This window comes from Neobacillus sp. BF23-41 (genome assembly GCF_041106275.1).
Genome location: NZ_JBGBPR010000010.1, coordinates 150,938 through 171,801 on the forward strand (window position 1 = coordinate 150,938; position 20,864 = coordinate 171,801).

Below are 20,864 nucleotides of genomic sequence, written 5' to 3' on the forward strand. Positions count from 1 at the left end.
AAAAAGAAGAAACTTGTAGCGAAGCACTCTAGTTAAGGCAAGTATGCAACCTCTAAAAAGATTTACTCCAGTTAACGAGAGATATAAACAAGGGATACTGTTATTTCGACAGTACCCTTTGTTATATAACATCGATATCTTCCCTTTTGTTTTCCATTGGAACCTTTTTCTAATTACTCTCGATGCTACCCTTAGTATAATTTTGGATAAACACTTGAAATTTTCCAACTATTTGTTTACCCTTTTGAAGAGTAAGGGGGAATTCAATATGATTAGAAAGCTTACAGACCAAGATCATGATCAGGTATTCGCTTTTTTAAGTGAGGAACCTTCTATTAATCTATTTATCATAGGGGATATAGAGGCCTTTGGATACACTTCGGAGTCTCAGGAAATTTGGGCAGAATTTGATGAACACAACACGATTAAAGCCGTTCTCCTAAGGTTTCATCAATCCTTTATTCCTTATGCAAAGGGAGAATTCGATACAAGCGGTTTTGTATCGGTTATGAAACACTACAGACAGCCCATTCTTCTATCCGGTAAATCCGATATTGTAGCAAAATTCGAAGCTTATGATGACCTGCATCTTGGTAAAAAGCAAGTTACTTACTTTGCTGAATGTAACACGGATGAATTCCTGTCTCCAGATGATGTCGTATATAAAAAGGCTAGTCTGGAAGATGTAGATCAAATTTTACAACTCCGCCAAACCATTGAGGAATTTCATGTCAGTGGTGATGCCAGGGACGTATTAATACAGTCAATGGAATCCAATACATCTAGAACCTATTTTACTGAGGAAAATGGTATCATTACTTCTTGCGTTTCAACCGCAGCGGAAAATTCTATATCAGCGATGATTGTTGGGGTTTGCACAAGGAAGGAATATCGCAGTAAAGGCCTGGCAACTTCCATCATGCAAAATCTTTTTCAGGATGTCCTAAACGAAGGGAAAACTCTCTGTCTTTTTTATGATAACCCTGAAGCTGGACGAATTTATAAGCGCCTTGGCTTTAAAAATATAGGAATGTGGACCATGCATCGCTGATGGTCCACTTCAATTTTCTTCAAAAGAATGCAGAAAGTGCCTGACACCAATGCGAACAGTGCTAGTCACTTTTCGCATTGAAGACAAGCGTTATAAGTATCTAAGGTAGAATAAATTAGGATAACAACTTCGATTACTTCATTAAGTCTTATTTCCTCCCTTTAATCTTTGTCTACTTTTGTACTTTCCTCCTTTTTATTGAAACGATCATACAATATCCCAAAAGTGATGCTTTATGCTTTATTCTTTGTTCGCTAGTCACATTCTCGTCAAATTTCTTAATTATTACTTATTATAGGATTATTGTTCTAGCCTAAAGAACATTATCTAAATTATTATTAACATACTAATGTATTATTTCCACAAACCTTGAGGTGGCAAAATGATGAGTGAAAGAGAACCATTTTATATAACTCAATCAAAGAAAGTGTGTAAAGAAAGTGGCATGGATCCAAATGAGATAGCTAGTCCAAAGAGGTTTATGACAAAACAAGAACTAGATTTGAAAAGAAACGCATACAGCGAGATTTTGTCTGTTGTCAGTTATTTCTCAAATAAACTCTTGGATTCCTTAATAGAAACGCCTATATTGATCAGTGTCTCTGACTCTAAAGGATACTTGTTAGATATGGCTGGTGACGAAACAATCAAATCTACGATTGAAAAATTGGGTATTAAATTAGGTAGTCTTTTTACACAAGAAGATACGGGGACAAATGTTATTAGCTTAGCATTACAAGAAGGACGCCCTGTACAATTAATAGGCAAGGACCATTATCATAAGTTCCTTTATGAAATTGCTTGTTATGGGGCACCGTTCCATTACACGGATGAAGATAATTTACTTGGCAGTGTTTCGATCATGATGCCAATCCAGTTTCACAATCCTTTATTATTAACAATGTTATCCCAGTTGGTAGATTCTATTGAAAGAGAGCTGCTACTAAGAAAACAAAATAGGAAACTTAATATTTTGAATCAAATCATGTTAAGCAGAACAAAAAATGGAATTATCATTACGGATGAAAAAGGAATTACAGTGGAGTTTAATGATTTTGCTCAGCAAATATTCAATAAAAGTAGAGGTTCTGTTATTGGGAAGTCCATCTATAATTCTATTTTGACTGGGGATTATTTCAAACGGGTTATCCAGTATGAAGAAAAAAAGGAAAATGTGGAACTCAAAATAAAAATTAAAAACGGCGACTTAGTTGTCTGTCTATTTGATGCACAGCCAATCTATGAAGGGGAAAAGGTGGTTGGCGCATTTGGTCAATTCAGGGATATAACCGACAGGTATCTACTTGATGAAAAAATTAAAGAGGCTGAAAAACAAGCACTTGCCGGTCAAATAGCAGCCGGAATCGCCCATGAAATTAGAAATCCATTAACAACCGTAAGGGGTTATTTACAATTTCTTGGCAGTGATATTGATGATAATATAGCCCACATCTTTTCTGGTTTGTTAATACCAGAAATTGATCGTGCAAATAAAATTATTTCTGATTTTTTAAGGATCACTAAACCTTCAGATAAAGAGTTAGAAGTTATCCAAGTCCACAAGTTTTTAATTGATTACCTGTGGGAATTTCTAAAAAGTGAATCATTACTTTACAATGTCGATTTAAATGTAGAGATTCTTCCAACCACTAAATATCTGTCGATCCTATGTAATCGCGGGGAGTTATTGCAGGTTTTTATCAATCTATTTCAAAATTCGCTTCAAGCTAAAAAGGATTCTCCTTTAAAAATCACCATTTTCACAAGGTTAATTAACACGCATGTTCAATTTATTTTTAGTGATAATGGAAAAGGAATCGACGCTTCTATCCTAACACATATTTTTGACCCATTCTTTTCTACCAAAGATACTGGAACTGGTTTAGGATTATCGGTATCTCGAAAGATTGTGGAAAATCATAGAGGGACGATGCATGCCAGCAGTAATGAAAATGGCACAGAATTTATTATAGAAATTCCCGTTTACAACTAAGAAAATAGATGCGGCCCCCTAAAATAGGGGGCCTTAACTTTTTGGATATATAAAAGGGAGAACTAATCAGGTTATACAATAGTTTTACAAAAACTCTAAAAATTCTTAATGATCACTTGCTTTTTTTTACTATACAGAATCTTTACATTTTATTAACAGAATCTTAAGAAGATTGGTTTCCTTTATTTAATACAATAAAGGGGAGCTAATAATTTGGAGGGAGTAGATGAGAATGACGTTTAAGTATCTAAAGTATCCCCAAAACGGTAGTTCAATATTGGTCAGAGAGGAAAGGTTATGAGGATCGCCATTTTCACTGATACCTATGACCCGGATATCAATGGAGTTGCTCGGACGCTTAAATATTTCATTCACTACTTGGATAATAAAAACATCTCTTACAAAGTCTTTGCACCTGATTCTCTTTCAAACGAATATGTTTCTTCAAACGTTCGCCGCATTAAAAGTCTCTCTTTTTTCTTATATCCTGAGTGTCGCTTGGCTTTTCCCAATCTTTCTCGTATTAAATCAGAATTAGAAGAATTCTCCCCGGATATCATTCATGTCGCTACACCATTTAACATGGGACTTTGTGGTGTCTATCTTGCAAAAAAACTAACTATTCCACTTGTCGGCTCCTATCACACTGATTTTGACCATTATTTGAAATTTTATGATCTTAGATTTTTTTCAAAAATCCTTTGGAAATATATGACTTGGTTTCATAAACCCTTTAAAAAATTATTTGTCCCTTCTAATGAAACGTTAACTCAACTCAAATGCCAGGGATTTGTTAATTTAGAAGTTTGGCCCGGTGGAGTTGACTGTCAGCTTTTTCACCCTCATTACGAAAAACAAGCTATTCGTGAGCAATGGGGGATTTCAAAAAAGTACCTCTTAACCTATGTAGGCAGGTTAGCCCCAGAAAAAGATGTAAAGACACTCTTAGCTGTAGCAAAAGCACTGCCGGCTGAGATCAATGAGGAAGTTCAATGGTTTGTTATCGGAGACGGTCCCGAAAGGGAAGAACTTCAAATAGAAGCGCCTGCGAACATGACATTAACAGGATACTTAACTGGAGAACAATTAGCGGAAATCTACTCTGCATCAGACTTATTCGTTTTTCCCTCTCCTACTGAAACGTTTGGAAATGTTGTGATTGAAGCACTTGCAAGTGGTACACCCGCAATTACCGCCAATTCCGGAGGCGTAAAAAATATTATTAAGGCAGGAGTAACAGGTTATTTGTGTGAAGCCGGCAATGTAATTGAGTTTACGAACGCCATCTTGAAGTTATTAGAAAATGATGGCCTGAGAAAGCAATTGGGGATAGAAGGGAGAAATTATGCGCTAACACAAAGCTGGGATAAAATCTTTTCCAATTTACTTTGGCATTATCGAGCCGTTATCGATGAACCAAAGATACAAAAATATGCCTGATTTGTTGTACGATTTTTCTCCAATATATTAATAAAGTAGAGGAGTGATAGAGTGGATACTTTTTCGCATATTGTTATAGGGTTTGGCATTGGTGCTCTTGCTCAAATCGACCCTGTCGTATCATCTAATCAGACCCTATCACAGGCGGTCATGTTAGGGGTGGTAATAGGTTCAAATGCTCCTGATTTTGATATCATTTACAGATTAAAAGGAAAAGGTAGCTATTTCAGGAATCACAGAGGCCTGTCACATTCCCTTCCAGCTCTTCCTTTATGGGGATTACTGGTTTCAGGCTTACTTTACCCACTCTTCCCCGTTTCAGAATTTCTTCCTCTCTTTTTATGGACGTTCTTAGCAGTAATTCTTCATGTCTTTTTTGATTTATTCAATGTCCATGGAACGCAAATCCTGCTGCCTTTTTCCCAAAAATGGATTGCCTTTGACGCTATCCCATTATTGGACCCTTACATTTTAACCCTCCATTTTCTAGGGTTTGGATTACTCTTTTTCTACCAGGCAGGGATTATCTTTTTAATCATTTATGTATTCATATTTTTATACCTTGCTGTTCGAACTCTGTCAGCATTATTAACCAAAAGGCACCTACAGCAACATTTTATTAGAGCTGACCGTATAAAACTAATCCCGCGCATCACCCTATTTAAATGGGATATTTTTATCGAGACGAGGGAGGACTTTTTATTTGGAGTTTATTCAGATAATACACTCGACATAGAACATACTCTTGCCAAAAATATTGACTTTCCAGTATTGGTTTCTGAGAGTACAAATGACGAGTCCGTGTCAGACTTTCTTGCCAGTACATCGTTCGCTTATCCTTTTGTTGCTGTTAGAAAAAACGGCTACTTTGTTTATTGGAAGGACCTTCGTTTTCGTACCAAAAAATTCTTCCCATCCCTTGCCATCCTGTTTATTTCCTCTGATTTCAAAAGAAAGAATAGCTATATAGGCAAGGTAAGCTCTTTAAAACAATACAAAAAAGTGCTTCGTAGCTTAACGAATTCCTCGTCATCAATCAAATAAAAGTTTTTAAAAAATGACCACGGTTCAAATACCGCGGTCATCTTTTAATATAGGGGGACGCATTTATTTCTTAGCTGCATCTTACCTGAACGATTCGGAGGTCAACGAATCAATAACGTTTGCATAAAATAAGGAATCCCTCCGTGAAGGGATTCCAAGCTAACTACATTACTTCCTTCTCTTTCCTAATGGTAGGAGAAGCAACGGTGATCCCTGTTGTCTCTTCAAAATTAAATAGGCTAGTTGGGATATCGGTAAAACGCTCTAATTCATTGTAAGCAGGAATACCGTGATAAGACATATCTAAGCCCTCGTCCTCTTCCCGTTCTGTTGCTCGGAAACCCACTGTCTTTGTGCATACCTTCGCAATAAAAGTTCCAGCAATTAACCCCCAGACAATGACCACCACCGCACCCAGTAGTTGCACCTTTAGAAGCGAGAAATCACCAGTCGTTAAAAAGCCTTGGGACCGATCAAACAATCCAACAGCAATCGTACCAAACACTCCGCCGAATCCATGAACAGCCACAGCGCCTACAGGATCATCCACCTTTAAATAATCGACTAACAGAGTAGCATAAATAACGAGCAAGCCACTTAAAGCTCCAATCAGGATTGCGCTCCATTCAGAAACATAAGCACATCCTGCCGTTATTGCTACCAAACCAGCTAAAACACCATTTATTGTCATACTTGGATCGGCTTTTCCGAACTTTCGCATCGTCAAAAAGAGAGCTGCCGACCCACCGCTTGCTCCAGCTAACATTGTATTAATAGCAATTGGCGCTAAGGCTGAGCTAGAGGCATCTAATGTACTTCCTGCATTAAATGCAAACCATCCGAACCACAAAATAAATGCTCCTGCTGAAGCTAGCGGAATGTTACTTGGGGCAAACACATTAACGCTGCCATCCGAATTAAACCTTCCTTTTCTCGGTCCCAGTAGCTTTGCCATAGCCAAAGCAGTAAACCCACCGAGTGCATGAATAGCCGCTGAACCCGAAAAATCCTCCATTCCTAACTTCGCCAGCCATCCCTCGCTGTTCCAAATCCAATGTCCAGAAAGAGGATAGATAATCATACAAATGAGCGCAGCAGTGACTACATAGGCTTTAAAATTCATCCGTTCTGCTACTGCACCCGAAATAATTGAGACACACGCCACAGCAAACCCCATTTGAAAAAGAACAAAAGCAACACTTGGCAATTCAATAGAAAGTACAATTTTATCAGGACTTCCAAAAAGGCTGGTCCCAATGAACCCAAATGCATCTTTTCCAAACATTACCCCAAATCCGATGATCCAAAATGCCAGAGCCCCAATTGTTAAGTCAACAAAAATTTTCATTGTAACATTAACCGCATTTTTCGTTCGGACAAATCCAGCTTCCAGTAAACTAAATCCGCCTTCCATAAACAAAACCATAGCTGCAGCAAGGACAACCCATACGGTATTTATGTACATTAGCTCCATAAGATCACCCCTTACCATTCGCTAGATCATCAATATCATAGTCAATTGTCCCGGTCCGAATATTATAAGCTTCTAGAATTGGATAAATATATATTTTACCGTCCCCATCTTCACCGGTCTGAGCAGCATGAACGATGGTCTGGATCGTAGACTCTACCAAATAGTCCGAAAGAACAATTTCCATTTTCACTTTTGGATGGAGTGTCACTTGATAATTTTTTCCGCGATACACACCTTGCGTATCTTTTTGTTTCCCTCTTCCAACCACCTGTGAAACAGTAAAACCCGTAATTCCAACTTTTTTCAAACCCTTAATCGTATCTGTGAGCCTCTCCGGTCGAATGATTGCCTCAATCTTTTTCAAAGAAACAGCCCCTCGTGTCATATTTCCTAACATTAATATGTTAAAATATATAACATCATGGTAATCCCCGTCAATATTAATTTATGGAAATCGGAAAATTCTAAAAAGATTCAGATTTATAAAAAAAAGAAGGATGCGGTTACACTACCGGCATCCTTCTTTTTCTATACTAATAATTTTTAATTTGTCTGAGGAATAGTACGTTTTTTTATTTCAACGTCCCCTTAGTCACCGTTAATTCCTTTATCTTAACAATCCAATCCTTGAAACTTCCATATTCACTTGAATCAAAGCCGAAGTACGACTTTATGAATTGGATGGTTTCGCTTTCTTGATCATGAAAAACTCCATCTGAATAGATGAGTTGAAGGAGTTCGGTTAAGACGATGTTTTTTGAGCGTTCATTCTTAAATACTTTAAGGATTCCCCCAATTTCGAGACCCTTTATTTTATAATCCTCAAGTCCCATTTCCTTTTGGTACCTGATAAGTACGGAATTCTCGAATATAGATACTTTTCCATCAATTTTGGCAATCAGAGCAGCAAGTTCAAGAAACGCCTTCCTCTCCTCTGGCTGAAGTTCAGCTAGAAACATTACAACATCTCCTTTTAAGCTTTGTTCTATGTATACGAAAAAAAGGCCGATTAAGTTTCAATAAATATTGGAGCAAGCAAGAATAGTCTAGACCAAAACTACTTAAGAAACCAGCGAAAACGATAAAGGGAGTGATGCTTGATCGCTTCACTCCTCTTTTATATATTAAATTATTGTTTGCGTTTTTCTTTTTTAGCTTCTGTTAACACACTATTATAAGACTCAAGAATATCCTTAATATTTTTTAAATCTTTCATGTTTGCTCGCTTCATCATTGGAGCCATAAACGGTGCAAATACTTTTGAAAAACCGCTTGGATTTCCTTTGTTCCTTAAGGTCATTCGTGTTTGATTGCCTTCTAACGCTTCCCAAGTATAGGTCGTTTCCATTGGAAAAGGTCCCTGTGCGGTCTTCATAACCAGCTTTTTTTCTGGAATAAACTCTGTAATTTCATAGATATAGGCAAGTTCTCTCCCGAGGAATTGTGCTTTAAAGGCCACTCTTGAACCCAAGGTTAATGGTTTTTCGGTTTGCCATTCGGCTGATTGAATATTTACATACCATTCTGGGGCGTTGTCAGGATTGGCTGCATATTTTGAGACCTGCACAACTGGGCGTTCGATAATTATTTCTGTAAAAACATCAACCACATGTTTGACCTCCGTAACCTTCAACTTTTAGGATCTATTTTTTTCTTCTTTTTTTTGAGCAACGTACCAAGCAAGTAATTCCATCTCTCGGTAGGGGGTAGTTAATTCTCCTCCAGTTTACATTTAGTTAAATATTACCACAATCATTTTTCCTTTAGTCGTGCCCATTTAAAATAGGTTCCATTACCCAAGATTTTGTTCATCTTAATCTTAGAGGATGGAAGTTTGTACTACTTAAGTGGTATAGTTAGATAATACAGTTAATTTCAATTCGGCTTCCCCATTTGGAAAACTTTGCTTTCAAAAGTTCAAAATAGCCTACTTTTCAACAATGTAAAGTAGAGAATCGACTAGAGGTGTAACCATGAAACAAGAAATTGGATTTGTTCAAAGAGACGTTTTAAAAGAAAAGCCTGATTTTGCTTCACTTGGTTTTGGTAAGTTTTTTAGCGATTATATGTTTGTTATGGATTATCAACATGAAATCGGATGGTATGACCCGAGAATAACTCCATACGAGCCATTAACACTCGATCCTTCTGCGATGGTTTTTCACTATGGACAAGCAATCTTTGAGGGGATGAAAGCCTATAAGGCAGCAGATGGAACGATCCAGCTCTTCCGCCCTGAAAAAAACATGAGGCGATTGAATGATTCATGCGAAAGACTGTGCATTCCCCAAATTGATGAGGATTTCCTATTAAATGCCATTAAACAATTGATTTTAACAGAAAAGGATTGGATTCCTGATGGAGAAGGGACTTCTCTATACATTCGTCCGTTTATTTTCTCAACCGAACCTTATCTTGGTGTTCGTCCCGCGAAACAATATAAATTGCTAGTCATTCTCTCTCCATCGGGTGCATATTATGGTGACCAATTAAGTCCTGTGAAGATTTATGTGGAAGAACAGTATGTTCGGGCGGTTATTGGCGGAGTGGGCCATGTGAAGACTGCTGGAAATTATGCGGCTAGTCTGAAAGCACAGGAAAAAGCCGATGAAAATGGATTTGCTCAAATCCTCTGGCTTGATGCAAAAGAGAAGAAATATGTCGAAGAAGTTGGCAGCATGAATATCTTCTTCAAGATCAATGGCGAAGTGGTAACACCAAGATTAAACGGAAGCATTTTACCAGGTGTTACCCGTGACTCGGTTATTGAATTACTAAAATATTGGAATATTCCTGTACGCGAAGAGAAAATTTCAATTGAAGAGGTTTTTGCAGCACATGCGCGCGGCGAACTTGAAGAAGTTTTTGGTGCAGGAACAGCTGCTGTTATTTCCCCTGTTGGCGAATTAACTTGGAATGACCGAGCGATTACAATAAATGACCATCAAATCGGTGAACTCTCTCAGCGCCTCTATGATGAAATGACCGGAATCCAACTAGGAAAAAAAGAAGATCCATTTAACTGGACAGTGAAAGTTGCCCAGGTGGAAGTTTAAAAATTTGGCGGACAGTGCCATTCACTGTTCGCTTATTTTTTTTGAAAAAGTGGAATTACTCTCTTTAAAGTGTTGAAAAGTATCTTTGTTACACAAAATACTTAGGAGAGGAGACATGAAATGGAATTTTTTCTACTTACACTTTTATTACTCGCTGTTATCGGCTTGTCTAGTTTCATCCATCATTTTATGCCATACATACCAGTGCCGTTGGTTCAAATTGCACTAGGGGTTTTACTTGCAGCACTTCCAATAGGAATTCATATCCCAATGGAGCCGGAATTGTTCTTCGTTTTATTTATCGCTCCCCTACTTTTTCATGATGGAAAAAATGTTTCACGACACGCATTATGGAAATTACGAAAACCAATACTATTGCTAGCTCTTGGGCTTGTGTTTGTCACCGTATTCGCAATTGGATACTTAATCTATTGGCTCATCCCGTCGATTCCATTGCCTGCTGCTTTTGCGTTAGCGGCCATCCTTTCTCCTACTGATGTCGTTGCCGTGAGTGCCATTTCAAGCAGGGTAAAGATACCGCAAACAATTATGCATGTCCTTGAAGGAGAAGGACTCATGAATGATGCCTCCGGTTTAGTAGCGTTTAAATTTGCCGTAGCCGCCACTGTGACGGGCGTTTTTTCATTAACTGAGGCAAGCTGGAGCTTTTTAGTTATTTCCATTGGAGGTTTAGCAGGTGGTGCCATTCTTGCCGTCCTTATTATCCAATTGAAAATTTTTATTCGACGGCTGGGGATGGAGGATGTAACGATTCACATGCTCATCCAACTCCTCACCCCTTTTGTGATTTTTTACCTTGTTGAGCATTTCCATCTATCTGGCATTTTATCTGTCGTAGCCGCAGGCATTGTTCATACCATCTATCGCGATCGTGACCAATCCCCTGCAATGCAATTGCAAGTGGTTTCCCAAAGTACCTGGACCGTACTTATCTATATTCTAAACGGATTGGTATTTGTGCTGCTGGGCTTACAAATACCAAGTGTCATTAGTGAAATTTTTCAAGACCCATTGTTTAATAATTGGGAAGTGAGTAAGTATATTTTCATCATTTCTACTTCACTTTTCGTCCTTCGCTTCTTGTGGATCGGGGCTGCCTGGCATTGGGGCTGGCTGAAAAAGCAAATCCAAATGCCTTCGATGAGAGCGATTGGCATCATTACGATTTCTGGTGTACGAGGGGCTGTTACACTAGCCGGTGCATTTACGATTCCCTATGTACTGGCGGATGGAAGTCCCTTTCCTCAGCGCTCGTTATTCATCTTTATTGCTGCTGGGGTGATACTTGTAACACTAGTAGCAGCGAGCATTTTCTTGCCGATTCTCGCCAAGCCGGATAAAGGAAATACGGATAAACTTAAGGAGGAAATGGAACAGGTTGCTATGCTCCGGACAATTGACTCCGCGATTCGTTCGATTCGGGAATTGATGAATGATGAAAATCGTGGAGCAGCTGTCTCCGTTATTTCAGCATACACTCAAATTCGGAATCGACTTACTAATGTAAGTGATGAAAACTCCGAGCGACTGAAATTAATAGAAAATGAAATTCGGATGAAGGCCCTTGATGCCGAAGCCAACTACATCGAAAAATTGAAAAAAGAGGGACAAATTGACCGTGAAATGACTTATATGTCTGAAGAACATATCCATCGGATGAGGCTCGCGGTTACAAACCGAATCCACTACCGTAGATTATTTATTTGGACCTTGGTTAAAAGAAGTTTGTACCAGGTTGTTCATCTTTTTCTGCCAAATAACAAAGAACGGCTTACACATCGCCAAGCACAAATAAAAAAGATCATCCGACTAAAAGTAAACATGGCGAAAACAGCTATTCAGTATTTGAAGAATCAAATGACATCTGAAAATGCCAATATTTATTTAGTCATTATCGGAGAATATAGCGAATTAATCATGAAATTAAAACTAGCCAAAAAAGGCGCAGATTCTACTCAATACACACAATTACAAAGAGAATTACGAGTGAAAGCCTTTCAAGCAGAACGTGATGAAATACAGAACTTGTACGAAGAGGGTGAAATCACTATTGATGTCACCCGGAAAATTCGTAAGCAGATCAATATAAGGGAAGCTTATTGGATGGAAGAAAGTAGTTTACATTCTCATTAGTCGATACCGGGAAGAATGCGAACAGTTTCAGTCACTATTCTCCAATCTATCACATTTCCTTTTTTTGGTATCTCTCTCTAATTATGACTTCTTCGTGAGGAAAACAACACCTAAGGTAAAAAAGTGACAGGCACCACGTATGGACAAATGTCCTTTTGTGGTGCCTGTCACTTCTTTGTGTGGATAAGTATATTTTGTGAAATAACAAGTAAACTGGCTTGGTGCCTATTCTTTATCAATGGGTGAAATAATATGGTCCTTGTATGTATCAACATAAATATTACCATTAGCAGCCAGAACAGCATAAACTACCTCTTTTTTGCTTAATTTACGTTTATCTAATTCTAATTGCAACCATTTATGTGAAAGATTATTTTGTTTTAGATTTTGCTCTATCACTTCTCCATCCATTATTAGTTCAATAGCTAGCCTTTGTTCTTGCAATTCCGGAATCATTAAATCTTGTCTTGTAACGTACCTATATTGTGGTTTCTTTAATACGGTTAATGTTCCATTTGTCTCTATAATTGCATATAGAACCTCTTCAATATTAAATATATCTTTTTCTCTTAATTGTTGGTTTAAATAATCTAAAGTATAGCGCATCATCCTCATGTTATTTTCTAATATTTTTCCATTTTGTAAAACGATGGTTGGATCTCCTGCAAAAAATTTTCTACCTCGTTTACTTTTAAGTGAAATAACCGCAGTCAAGAATACCACAGCAACAAATATGCTAAATGAAAGTAGAGTAAGATGAAATTTTATAGAAGTATTAAAGGCTAAGTTTGCTGCAATTGCTCCCATTGTAATGGAAGCAATAAAATCAAATATGGTCATTTTAGAGATAGTTTGTTTGCCTAATATCCGCGCACCGATTAGTAAAAGACCGAAGGAAGTGATTGACCTAAGAATTACTTCATAATGCTCAGGCATATTCACACCCCTTTCAAACCTGTTTTTATTATTTTTATCTTTTACTTGTTAGCTTTAGAAAATTCTTTTTTAGAGTGAATGATTATTTATAGAACCGCAATTAATTCGTTATTTTTACTTTTATCACTGATTCTCCTAGTAACATCCTCTTAAAATCAGGTGCACCAGGTCTCCTCGTTTAACATCGATCGATAATGTTGATAAAATCAAAATAATAAAAAGCCTTACGAACATAGTAAAAACCAGCTAATTGATAATAATGGAAAATTGGAGGCATTGAGATATGAAGGTCATTCTTTTCGGGGCTACAGGTATGGTTGGGCAAGGCGTGCTGCGAGAGTGTTTGCTAGATTCCAATGTTCAAAGTGTGCTTTCGGTAGGCCGTAGTAATACTGGACAAAACCAAAAAAAGTTACGTGAAGTTAAACATACAAATTTCTTAGATTTAACAGAAATTGAAAATACTCTTTCTGGCTATGATGCTTGTTTTTTCTGTCTAGGTGTCTCGTCCGTGGGCATGACAGAAGAGAGTTATCGAAATATTACCTATTATATCACCTTATCTGTCGCTCAGACATTATCAAAATTGTATCCAAATATGACCTTCATCTATGTTACCGGAGCAGGTACTGATAGTACGGAAAAGGGGCGCACCATGTGGGCGAGAGTCAAAGGTAAAACGGAGAATGATTTGCTTCGATTGCCATTCAAAGCGGCATATATGTTCCGCCCAGGTGGAATCATTCCATTACATGGAGTTAAATCGAAAACGAAAATCTATCAGTTGGTTTATGATGTAACGAGGCCAATTTATCCTCTCTTGAAAAAACTCTTTCCGAATTCTATAACAACGTCTGAACAGCTGGGACGTGCCATGATAAAGGTTGCCAGACTTGGATATCCGAAATCAATAATGGAGAGCAGTGATATTAATAACATTTGAAATAACAGTTTGTTTTCGTTTTAACATTGGTAAGAAAAGAGTGCCGCATTTTTAGTAGTCTCATCAGCTTCTTGCCAAAGATGTATTAACTCCAATAGAATTAACGCCGCAGATTCTTTATTCATTGGTTGAGAAAATTACTTGTAATCATGATGGAGGGGTCCATATTCAATACATCTTCGATAATCCGTTACAAGAAACATAAAAAGTCAATGCCCGAAGGGATTGCCTTTCTTAAAAATGAGCTGCGACACACACTCCAGGTGTGTGGAATGCCGGTGACTACATTAAACAGCAAAGGGATTTGAAAAACGATACTGGATTACAAGGTCCTGGTTTTCTTTTACATCGATTCGTTCAATAATCCGATGTAGTAATTCTTCATTTAATTCTTGAAATTCAAGAATCCAATCTACATATTTCATAATTTTTGCTGTTACCTCATTATAGTCACTTGTTCGTTTTAACTGCTTGTTTAGAACCACTAACTGTTGCTGTAGGTTTTGAACTTTCTGCTGGTTCTCATCCGCAACTGGTCGGTAATCTTCTTGAGTAATGGTCCCTTGTACCAGTAACCTTAGAAGGTTTCTATTTTCTGTTTTTAGTGACTCCATTTCTTTAGTTATTCTTTGTTGTTTATTTTGAAAATCCTTCTTAATACTTTTTATCTTATCGCTGGCCTTTTGAACGAAATCCGATTTATTCGCAGCTACAGATGCCATTTCTCGTAAATCTTCTAAAATAAAATTCTTTAGGTGCTTTTCCTTTATTAAATGGCTTGAACAAGCATGAATTCCATGTTTCCGATATCGACCACAAACATATCCTTTGCGATTTTGCATAAACCATAATGAAGTCCCACAATCCGCACAATAAACAATATTGGTGAATAAGTGTTTCTTTGCCTTTGGTCGCTTAGTATACCGACTTTTCATCATTATTTGAACTGCCTCGAAATCTTCACGAGTAATTATGGCCTCATGGGTATTATGAACAACAATCCACTCGCTTTCTGGGTTTAAATCTCTAGTTTTATCAATTGCGCTGCGTGTTTGACTTCTTCCTTGAACAAGGTCACCCACATAATGAGGGTTTTGCAGAACTACCTTGACCGTATTTCCATGCCAATACTGACCCGCATTCTTTTTTAGTGCAACAGCAGCTGGAGTGGGATATTTTCTTTTATCCATTTCTCTGGCTATTGAATCTATTCCTTTACCTTGTAAATAAAGGTGGAAAATTATTTTGACCGCCTCTAATGTATTTGTATCTCCTAAGACCAATTGCTTATTAACGATTTTGTACCCATATGGCGGATTAGATCCTTTAAATTCTCCCGCTTTTGCCTTCTGAGCTAAAGCAACTTTTATCCTCTTAGATATGCGTTGGCTTTCCTCCTCATACAACCAGGCGTAAAGTCCAAATTTATCTGTATTATCCTCTAGTGTATTTATGGCACCATCTAAAGTGATTAGATGGACTTTAGAGGATCTTAGGATTCTCCGCACCTTATAAGCCAATTCTCCATTTCGGGCAAGTCGAGATAGTTCTTTTGCTAAAATACAGTCAAACTTTTTCTTTTCTGCATCCTCAATCATTCCTTGAAAGTTTTCACGATTAGCTGTCGTTCCACTTTCGATATCTATATAGAAATCGAATAAACCCCAACCTTGTAGACCCATGTAATTAATAAACAGCATAAAGCAATCGTATCAGGACCCCATACTGATCATATCCCTTTTTTGAGTAATAGTATCAGTATGTCCAAGCTTTAGAGATTAATTGTGATTGTTTTGAGTTTTTTGCATCAGAACCCATTTTTTTCCCCTGTTTTTATATTCGGTTATCTTTTATACTAGAATGAATTTAACAATGAGGTAAAATGTATGGAACATACTAAAAACTTGCTCTTACAAGTAATGATTATTTTGATCCCTGTCTTTTTTTATTCTATGCATTTAACCAATCGTCATCAATTCATCGAAACGAAACGTCAAAAATTAATTTTCAGTTTCTTGGCAACGATTACGTTAGTATTGTGCATGTCCTTCCCGATCTATTCGGATGTAAACGAGCGAAATGACCTACGGTTTGTAGCTCTTATGATAGGTATATTTTATGGAGGTGGATACGCAACAGGTATTGTTCTCACGATCATCTTATTGTTGTATCGTTGGTATTTCGGGGGGGCAGGTTTTTATTCAACGGCATACGAAGTCCTTTTCTTCTTACCCATGTTTTTTTTAGCATATCCACGTTTCATCCAACAGGATCGAGCAGGTCGAATGAAACTGGCTTGGATGATAACATCGGGGATGTCCTTGATCTTCATCCTCGTGGATTTTCAAGAGATGGATTTTTTTAACCACACACTTCAGGAAATTTTAGCGATATGTGTTGCCACCATCGTAACCGTCTTTTTGATTGAAACCTTAAGGGAAAATGCCCAGTTACACATGGAAGCTCAACAGGCGGAAAAATATAAGATACTCGGAGAATTGGCCAGTTCCTTTGCTCATGAAGTTCGAAATCCCATGCAGACCAATCGAGGATTTCTCCAGTTACTTCTACAATCGCCAATTTCAGAAACGTATAAAAGGTATGTTCAAATTTGTATAGAAGAAGTGGATCGAACGAATGACGTCATTACCGAATATCTTTCGCTTGCCAAGCCAGAAGCGGATACGAAAGAGTCCGTCGATGTTTGCCAAAAAATACAAACAGTCGTCAAGATTCTCTACTCCTATGCTTTAGAACGAAAAGTAAGCATAGACGTCCGACTTCCGGAGCAAGAGTGTGCGATATTGGGTCATCCCCCAAAAATGAAACAAGCCTTCCTCAATATCATCAAAAATGGCATCGAAGCGATGCCTCAAGGTGGTGCGGTTTCCATTTGCGTGAAACAGGAGTCACAGCATGTGATGATCCAAATCCAAGATGAGGGAGTGGGGATGAATGAAGACGAAGTGAAACGTCTTGGACAACCATTTTATTCCCTGAAAGAAAAAGGAACCGGCATAGGACTCATGGTGAGCTATCGCATTATCGACTCGCTTCATGGAAAAATCACCGTCCAAAGCCAAAAAGGAAAAGGAACCACGTTTACCATTCGGTTCCCTCTCCATAATTGTAAAAATATCATCGCCATTAACTGACAAACATGAGCGTTAGCTAAAAATAAAAGTATATGAACCGACAGGAGTTAAAGGGTATTTGATCATAGATAACCGTACTGTGACAGTTGAAGTGTTTATCTTTAAGGAAAGTGGATATTATCAACTTCAAGAGTTATATGTAAAGGGAAAGATCTAATAGAAGTAAGTATTTTTGGAGACTTTATCATCGATTTAAAGAACATATTTCTATAATACAAATTCTAACCATCTATTAGCGTGTCATATCCAAACATGCGAGGGCATTCCAATCCCTTGTCTTTCAAAGTATGAAACAAGCGTTCAATCTCGTTTTTCAGATTGGGGTAGAGTCAGGAAAATGCGGATTTACAACGCTAAGGAAGTTTCAACCTAAAAAAAGTCGATTTCTTATTGGAAATCGGCTTTTTTATTTACGCTTCTTTCACTAAAGCACCCGTTAGCTGAAGAAGGAATTTTTACCTTTTATGTTTAATCCTTTTTTTGATTTACTAGTTGCATGTTCTGTATCCTTTTTAACCGAAAACTAATTGCCGGGCAGTTGGATGCCGCGCCAGCCGCTTACATCGCATTGGCCATATTCATTATCACCCACAGCAACCACCGTGCCGTCCGATTTAAGGCCGATGATATGAGCGCAACCCGCCGCAACCGCTACAATATCGCACCAATCACTTACATTGCATTGACCATACTCATTCCAGCCCACAGCCGCCACAGTACCGTCCGATTTAAGGCCGATGGTATGACTACTACCCACCGCTATCGTCACAATACCGCGCCAGCTGCTAACATCGCATTGGCCTACCTTATTTTGACCCACAGCAACCGCCGTGCCATCCGATTTAAGCCCAACAGAATGAATATAACCCGCCGCAACCGCCACTATGCCGCGCCAGTCGCTTACATTGCATTGGCGATACCTATTATTACCCACAGCCGTCACCGTGCCGTCCAATTTAAGACCGATGGTATGCCAGTCACCCGCCGCGACCGCCACAATATCATGCCAGCCGCTTACATTGCATTCACCTTCATTATTTCGTCCCACAGCTTCCACCGAACCATCCGATTTAAGCCCAATGGTACGACGCCAACCCGCCGCAACCGCTACAATATCGCGCCAGTCGTTTACATCGCATTGGTCATGCTTATTCCAACCCATAGCCGCCACAGTACCGTCAGATTTAAGACCGATTGTATGAGCATTACCCGTGTTCGTCGCGATATGAACATTACCAGCCGCGACCCCCACAATATCGAGCCAACCGCTTACATTACATTGGCCATATTTATTATCACCCACAGCCGTCACCGTTCCGTCAGATTTAAGACCAACGGTATGACGACGACCCGCCGCTATGGTATCTTTAGGCCACCGTTTCACCTTTAACGCCTCTTCTTTCGGTGAAATGTAATCCATGTTTTACCTCCTTGAAAACAAGACCTATTTTATTATTGTATCACTTTTGCTTGTTATACTAACCTGCTCCGTTAGTGGAACAAGAAAAGGAGCTGCCGCAGCAACCCCAATTTTCAACTATTGCACCCGTTAGTCATCATGCAGCGCAAATTTGCTCTGCACCACAGAGGATGAAAACAGATTAAAACCGTCAATACTGTTTCTATGGCTGGGTGAGGAAGGTCGATAAACTCTGGTGCCATTAGAGCCCATCCGTTAGTCTGACTCCAACGACCACGGTGCATCACAGACTGTCGCTCCCTTACGGGAAGCACTTATGGTAGATTAATCCTTTTTTCTGGTTTTTGCACCAGCCTCCTATTTTTATAGCCATAGAAAGGATGGTTTCAATGGAAGTTATCATTGAACGAGTTTGTGGTATGGATGTCCATAAGGACAACATTACTGCCTGTGTTATGACTCCAGAAGGAAAAGAGATTCAAACGTTTTCTACGAAAACAGTATTTCTTGTAAAATTAGTAGATTGGATCAAGTCACATGGATGTACTCATGTTGCAATGGAAAGTACAGGTGTCTTCTGGAAACCTATCGTAAATCTTATCGAAGCTGAGGAAATTGAGTTTCTCGTCGTCAATGCGCAACATATGAAAGCTGTTCCTGGACGTAAAACGGATGTGAAAGATGCCGAATGGATAGCCCACTTCTTCGCCATAGGTTACTAAAAGCAAGCTATATAACTGGCTGCCGCGTTCCCTGTTTCTACTTAGTAATCGGCAAATCTTTTTTGCTTTAAGTTCAATTTATCCATTAATTATCCCCACCATAGTAATTATACGAACATGCATTCCTGTCATTATAATAACACATATTAGTAAGCGTTTTAAGGGGAATAACCTTATAGAAAAGAAGGTATTACCAATAAGAGACTAGAATATTTTTATAAGCTAGCTTGTCGTTAAAGGCCAAAGTTTATAAACAAGAGTAGCATCCTGTTAGGGGTGCTTTTTTTCATTCTTTTATTATGGAGGTAATTTGCTATGAAAAAAGTAGATTATTTACTGGAGTTAATAAATAATAAAACTTCTTTAAAAAAACTAACTGGTGATAATAAGAAAACCTACAAATATATAATCACTGGTATATTCATAAATATTATTAATGGTCAAGATCATGAATATTTTCAGAAGGATCTGTATAGTAAGGCTGAATATATTTTGGCGACCTCAAAGGGAGGATGCCAAATGACTACTGAAGGTCTGGCGAAAATTTCTAGGGCAGTGAAAAAATCCATGGAGCAGAACTTTTTTAATGATATAGAAGATTATGATACTACCACGAAAGTAATTAGTTTTTTTAGAAATAAACTTAATGAAGTTAAAGTAGGTAAAACTTTATTTCAAGTAGTTGAGATTTCTGAGATATTGAATATAGGATCTTTCATGGAAAGAAGGGGGACACCCTATATTCATAAACATCATTGGCTTGAATTTAGTTTTGAAAGTGGCTTAACTCATACGACACCCGTCTTCATCCTTCTAGGTGATTTAAAGATTCACTGGAATAATTTTTTGACATTAACAACCGATTATATAATGTACCAATCTAAGCTAGTTCCGCATATAAGCCAGCATGAGTTTGATCAAATCCACGAAATTCGTAACATACGACATGCCTATTCTGGACTATATAGAACTATGGTTTTTACAGCGGTAACCTTCGTGGAAACATATTTAATAGAAGTGTTTATTAATATTAAAGAATTATATCCAGAGGAACAGGTAAAGAATAAGGCGTTATCAAATGAGGGGAATATAACAGACGAGGAAATTATAAAGAAGATTATTTACAAGATATTTCCAGATATAAAATCGAAAATAAATAAAGATTTTCAAACTTATAAAGAAATACTCAATTATCGAAATCGATATGTACATTCCTCAATATATAAAGAGGAACATTCAAACCTATCGAAACTACAGTACCTGTTGGATTATGATGCAAACACTGTAAAGAAATATCTTACAGCGTGTATTAATATGGTAAAACTTATTGATGATTCTTTACCAAAAGAAATGCAATCTCTATATTGGTGGAATCGTATTGAAATTCCTGATTTTTATGCAAATAAGGAATCAGCACTTTTAAGTACCGTTATTCAATATAAAAAATTATCCAATTATGGTCTTTGAATTGTTGGC

General features: G+C 37.9%; 16 protein-coding genes and 1 pseudogene. 10 read left to right on the top strand and 7 right to left on the bottom strand.

The window, feature by feature from the left end; genetic code table 11:
- Nucleotides 1-268: 268 nt before the first annotated feature.
- The 4 genes from AB7942_RS16615 to AB7942_RS16630 all read left to right on the top strand — a co-directional run bounded on the left by AB7942_RS16615 (nucleotide 269) and on the right by AB7942_RS16630 (nucleotide 5,528).
- Nucleotides 269-1,051, top strand: coding sequence for a GNAT family N-acetyltransferase (locus AB7942_RS16615; RefSeq protein WP_369447718.1), 783 nt, complete (start codon nucleotides 269-271; stop codon nucleotides 1,049-1,051).
- Between the two features lie 382 nt (nucleotides 1,052-1,433).
- The gene (locus AB7942_RS16620; RefSeq protein ID WP_369447719.1) at nucleotides 1,434-3,044 is read left to right on the top strand and encodes an ATP-binding protein; all 1,611 of its coding nucleotides are present in this window, start codon (nucleotides 1,434-1,436) and stop codon (nucleotides 3,042-3,044) included.
- A 297-nt stretch (nucleotides 3,045-3,341) separates the two neighbouring features.
- The gene (locus AB7942_RS16625) at nucleotides 3,342-4,484 is read left to right on the top strand and encodes a glycosyltransferase family 4 protein (RefSeq protein ID WP_369447720.1); all 1,143 of its coding nucleotides are present in this window, start codon (nucleotides 3,342-3,344) and stop codon (nucleotides 4,482-4,484) included.
- Between the two features lie 51 nt (nucleotides 4,485-4,535).
- Nucleotides 4,536-5,528 carry a metal-dependent hydrolase gene (locus tag AB7942_RS16630; RefSeq protein WP_369447721.1) on the top strand — a complete coding sequence of 331 codons (993 nt, stop codon included), beginning with the start codon at nucleotides 4,536-4,538 and terminating at the stop codon, nucleotides 5,526-5,528.
- A gap of 163 nt (nucleotides 5,529-5,691) precedes the next feature.
- Here the strand turns inward: AB7942_RS16630 and AB7942_RS16635 are convergent, their stop codons facing one another.
- The 4 genes from AB7942_RS16635 to AB7942_RS16650 all read right to left on the bottom strand — a co-directional run bounded on the left by AB7942_RS16635 (nucleotide 5,692) and on the right by AB7942_RS16650 (nucleotide 8,611).
- A complete protein-coding gene (locus AB7942_RS16635) occupies nucleotides 5,692-7,002 on the bottom strand; it encodes an ammonium transporter (protein WP_369447722.1) in 1,311 nt (436 codons plus the stop codon).
- A 4-nt stretch (nucleotides 7,003-7,006) separates the two neighbouring features.
- On the bottom strand, nucleotides 7,007-7,366 hold the full coding sequence (locus tag AB7942_RS16640; protein ID WP_335399683.1) for a P-II family nitrogen regulator: 360 nt from the start codon (nucleotides 7,364-7,366) through the stop codon (nucleotides 7,007-7,009).
- Between the two features lie 208 nt (nucleotides 7,367-7,574).
- A complete protein-coding gene (locus tag AB7942_RS16645; RefSeq protein ID WP_369447723.1) occupies nucleotides 7,575-7,961 on the bottom strand; it encodes a hypothetical protein in 387 nt (128 codons plus the stop codon).
- A gap of 170 nt (nucleotides 7,962-8,131) precedes the next feature.
- Nucleotides 8,132-8,611: an SRPBCC family protein gene (locus AB7942_RS16650; protein WP_369447724.1), complete on the bottom strand. Its 480-nt coding sequence runs from the start codon at nucleotides 8,609-8,611 to the stop codon at nucleotides 8,132-8,134.
- Nucleotides 8,612-8,975: 364 nt separating this feature from the next.
- Here AB7942_RS16650 and AB7942_RS16655 point away from each other — a divergent pair, with 364 nt between their 5' ends.
- Nucleotides 8,976-10,058, top strand: a complete 1,083-nt coding sequence (locus AB7942_RS16655) for a branched-chain amino acid aminotransferase (protein ID WP_369447725.1) — start codon at nucleotides 8,976-8,978, stop codon at nucleotides 10,056-10,058.
- Nucleotides 10,059-10,178: 120 nt separating this feature from the next.
- Nucleotides 10,179-12,212, top strand: coding sequence for a Na+/H+ antiporter (locus tag AB7942_RS16660; protein WP_369447726.1), 2,034 nt, complete (start codon nucleotides 10,179-10,181; stop codon nucleotides 12,210-12,212).
- A 225-nt stretch (nucleotides 12,213-12,437) separates the two neighbouring features.
- Here AB7942_RS16660 and AB7942_RS16665 read toward each other — a convergent pair whose 3' ends face one another.
- Nucleotides 12,438-13,148, bottom strand: coding sequence for a DUF421 domain-containing protein (locus AB7942_RS16665; RefSeq protein WP_369447727.1), 711 nt, complete (start codon nucleotides 13,146-13,148; stop codon nucleotides 12,438-12,440).
- Nucleotides 13,149-13,431: 283 nt separating this feature from the next.
- Between AB7942_RS16665 and AB7942_RS16670 the strand changes: the two genes are divergently transcribed.
- The gene (locus tag AB7942_RS16670) at nucleotides 13,432-14,091 is read left to right on the top strand and encodes an NAD-dependent epimerase/dehydratase family protein (RefSeq protein ID WP_369447728.1); all 660 of its coding nucleotides are present in this window, start codon (nucleotides 13,432-13,434) and stop codon (nucleotides 14,089-14,091) included.
- A 287-nt stretch (nucleotides 14,092-14,378) separates the two neighbouring features.
- Here the strand turns inward: AB7942_RS16670 and AB7942_RS16675 are convergent, their stop codons facing one another.
- Nucleotides 14,379-15,773: a recombinase family protein gene (locus AB7942_RS16675; protein ID WP_369447729.1), complete on the bottom strand. Its 1,395-nt coding sequence runs from the start codon at nucleotides 15,771-15,773 to the stop codon at nucleotides 14,379-14,381.
- Between the two features lie 204 nt (nucleotides 15,774-15,977).
- Between AB7942_RS16675 and AB7942_RS16680 the strand changes: the two genes are divergently transcribed.
- Nucleotides 15,978-17,246: an ATP-binding protein gene (locus AB7942_RS16680; protein WP_369447730.1), complete on the top strand. Its 1,269-nt coding sequence runs from the start codon at nucleotides 15,978-15,980 to the stop codon at nucleotides 17,244-17,246.
- Between the two features lie 523 nt (nucleotides 17,247-17,769).
- On the opposite strand, the gene AB7942_RS16685 is transcribed toward AB7942_RS16680, so the two are convergent.
- Nucleotides 17,770-18,666, bottom strand: a complete 897-nt coding sequence (locus AB7942_RS16685; protein WP_369447731.1) for an RCC1 domain-containing protein — start codon at nucleotides 18,664-18,666, stop codon at nucleotides 17,770-17,772.
- Nucleotides 18,667-19,055: 389 nt separating this feature from the next.
- Between AB7942_RS16685 and AB7942_RS16690 the strand changes: the two are divergent.
- Both AB7942_RS16690 and AB7942_RS16695 read left to right on the top strand, forming a co-directional pair.
- Nucleotides 19,056-19,402: pseudogene (locus tag AB7942_RS16690) on the top strand (IS110 family transposase); the annotation flags it as partial.
- A gap of 301 nt (nucleotides 19,403-19,703) precedes the next feature.
- Nucleotides 19,704-20,855, top strand: coding sequence for a hypothetical protein (locus AB7942_RS16695; protein ID WP_369447732.1), 1,152 nt, complete (start codon nucleotides 19,704-19,706; stop codon nucleotides 20,853-20,855).
- Nucleotides 20,856-20,864: the final 9 nt, after the last annotated feature.

Coding starts and splice junctions, on each gene's coding strand:
- AB7942_RS16615 (WP_369447718.1), top strand. CDS start 269: ATGATTAGAAAGCTTACAGACCAAGATCATGATCAGGTATTCGCTTTT.
- AB7942_RS16620 (WP_369447719.1), top strand. CDS start 1,434: ATGATGAGTGAAAGAGAACCATTTTATATAACTCAATCAAAGAAAGTG.
- AB7942_RS16625 (WP_369447720.1), top strand. CDS start 3,342: ATGAGGATCGCCATTTTCACTGATACCTATGACCCGGATATCAATGGA.
- AB7942_RS16635 (WP_369447722.1), bottom strand. CDS start 7,002: ATGGAGCTAATGTACATAAATACCGTATGGGTTGTCCTTGCTGCAGCT.
- AB7942_RS16645 (WP_369447723.1), bottom strand. CDS start 7,961: ATGTTTCTAGCTGAACTTCAGCCAGAGGAGAGGAAGGCGTTTCTTGAA.
- AB7942_RS16655 (WP_369447725.1), top strand. CDS start 8,976: ATGAAACAAGAAATTGGATTTGTTCAAAGAGACGTTTTAAAAGAAAAG.
- AB7942_RS16660 (WP_369447726.1), top strand. CDS start 10,179: ATGGAATTTTTTCTACTTACACTTTTATTACTCGCTGTTATCGGCTTG.
- AB7942_RS16665 (WP_369447727.1), bottom strand. CDS start 13,148: ATGCCTGAGCATTATGAAGTAATTCTTAGGTCAATCACTTCCTTCGGT.
- AB7942_RS16670 (WP_369447728.1), top strand. CDS start 13,432: ATGAAGGTCATTCTTTTCGGGGCTACAGGTATGGTTGGGCAAGGCGTG.
- AB7942_RS16675 (WP_369447729.1), bottom strand. CDS start 15,773: ATGGGTCTACAAGGTTGGGGTTTATTCGATTTCTATATAGATATCGAA.
- AB7942_RS16680 (WP_369447730.1), top strand. CDS start 15,978: ATGGAACATACTAAAAACTTGCTCTTACAAGTAATGATTATTTTGATC.
- AB7942_RS16685 (WP_369447731.1), bottom strand. CDS start 18,666: ATGGATTACATTTCACCGAAAGAAGAGGCGTTAAAGGTGAAACGGTGG.
- AB7942_RS16695 (WP_369447732.1), top strand. CDS start 19,704: ATGAAAAAAGTAGATTATTTACTGGAGTTAATAAATAATAAAACTTCT.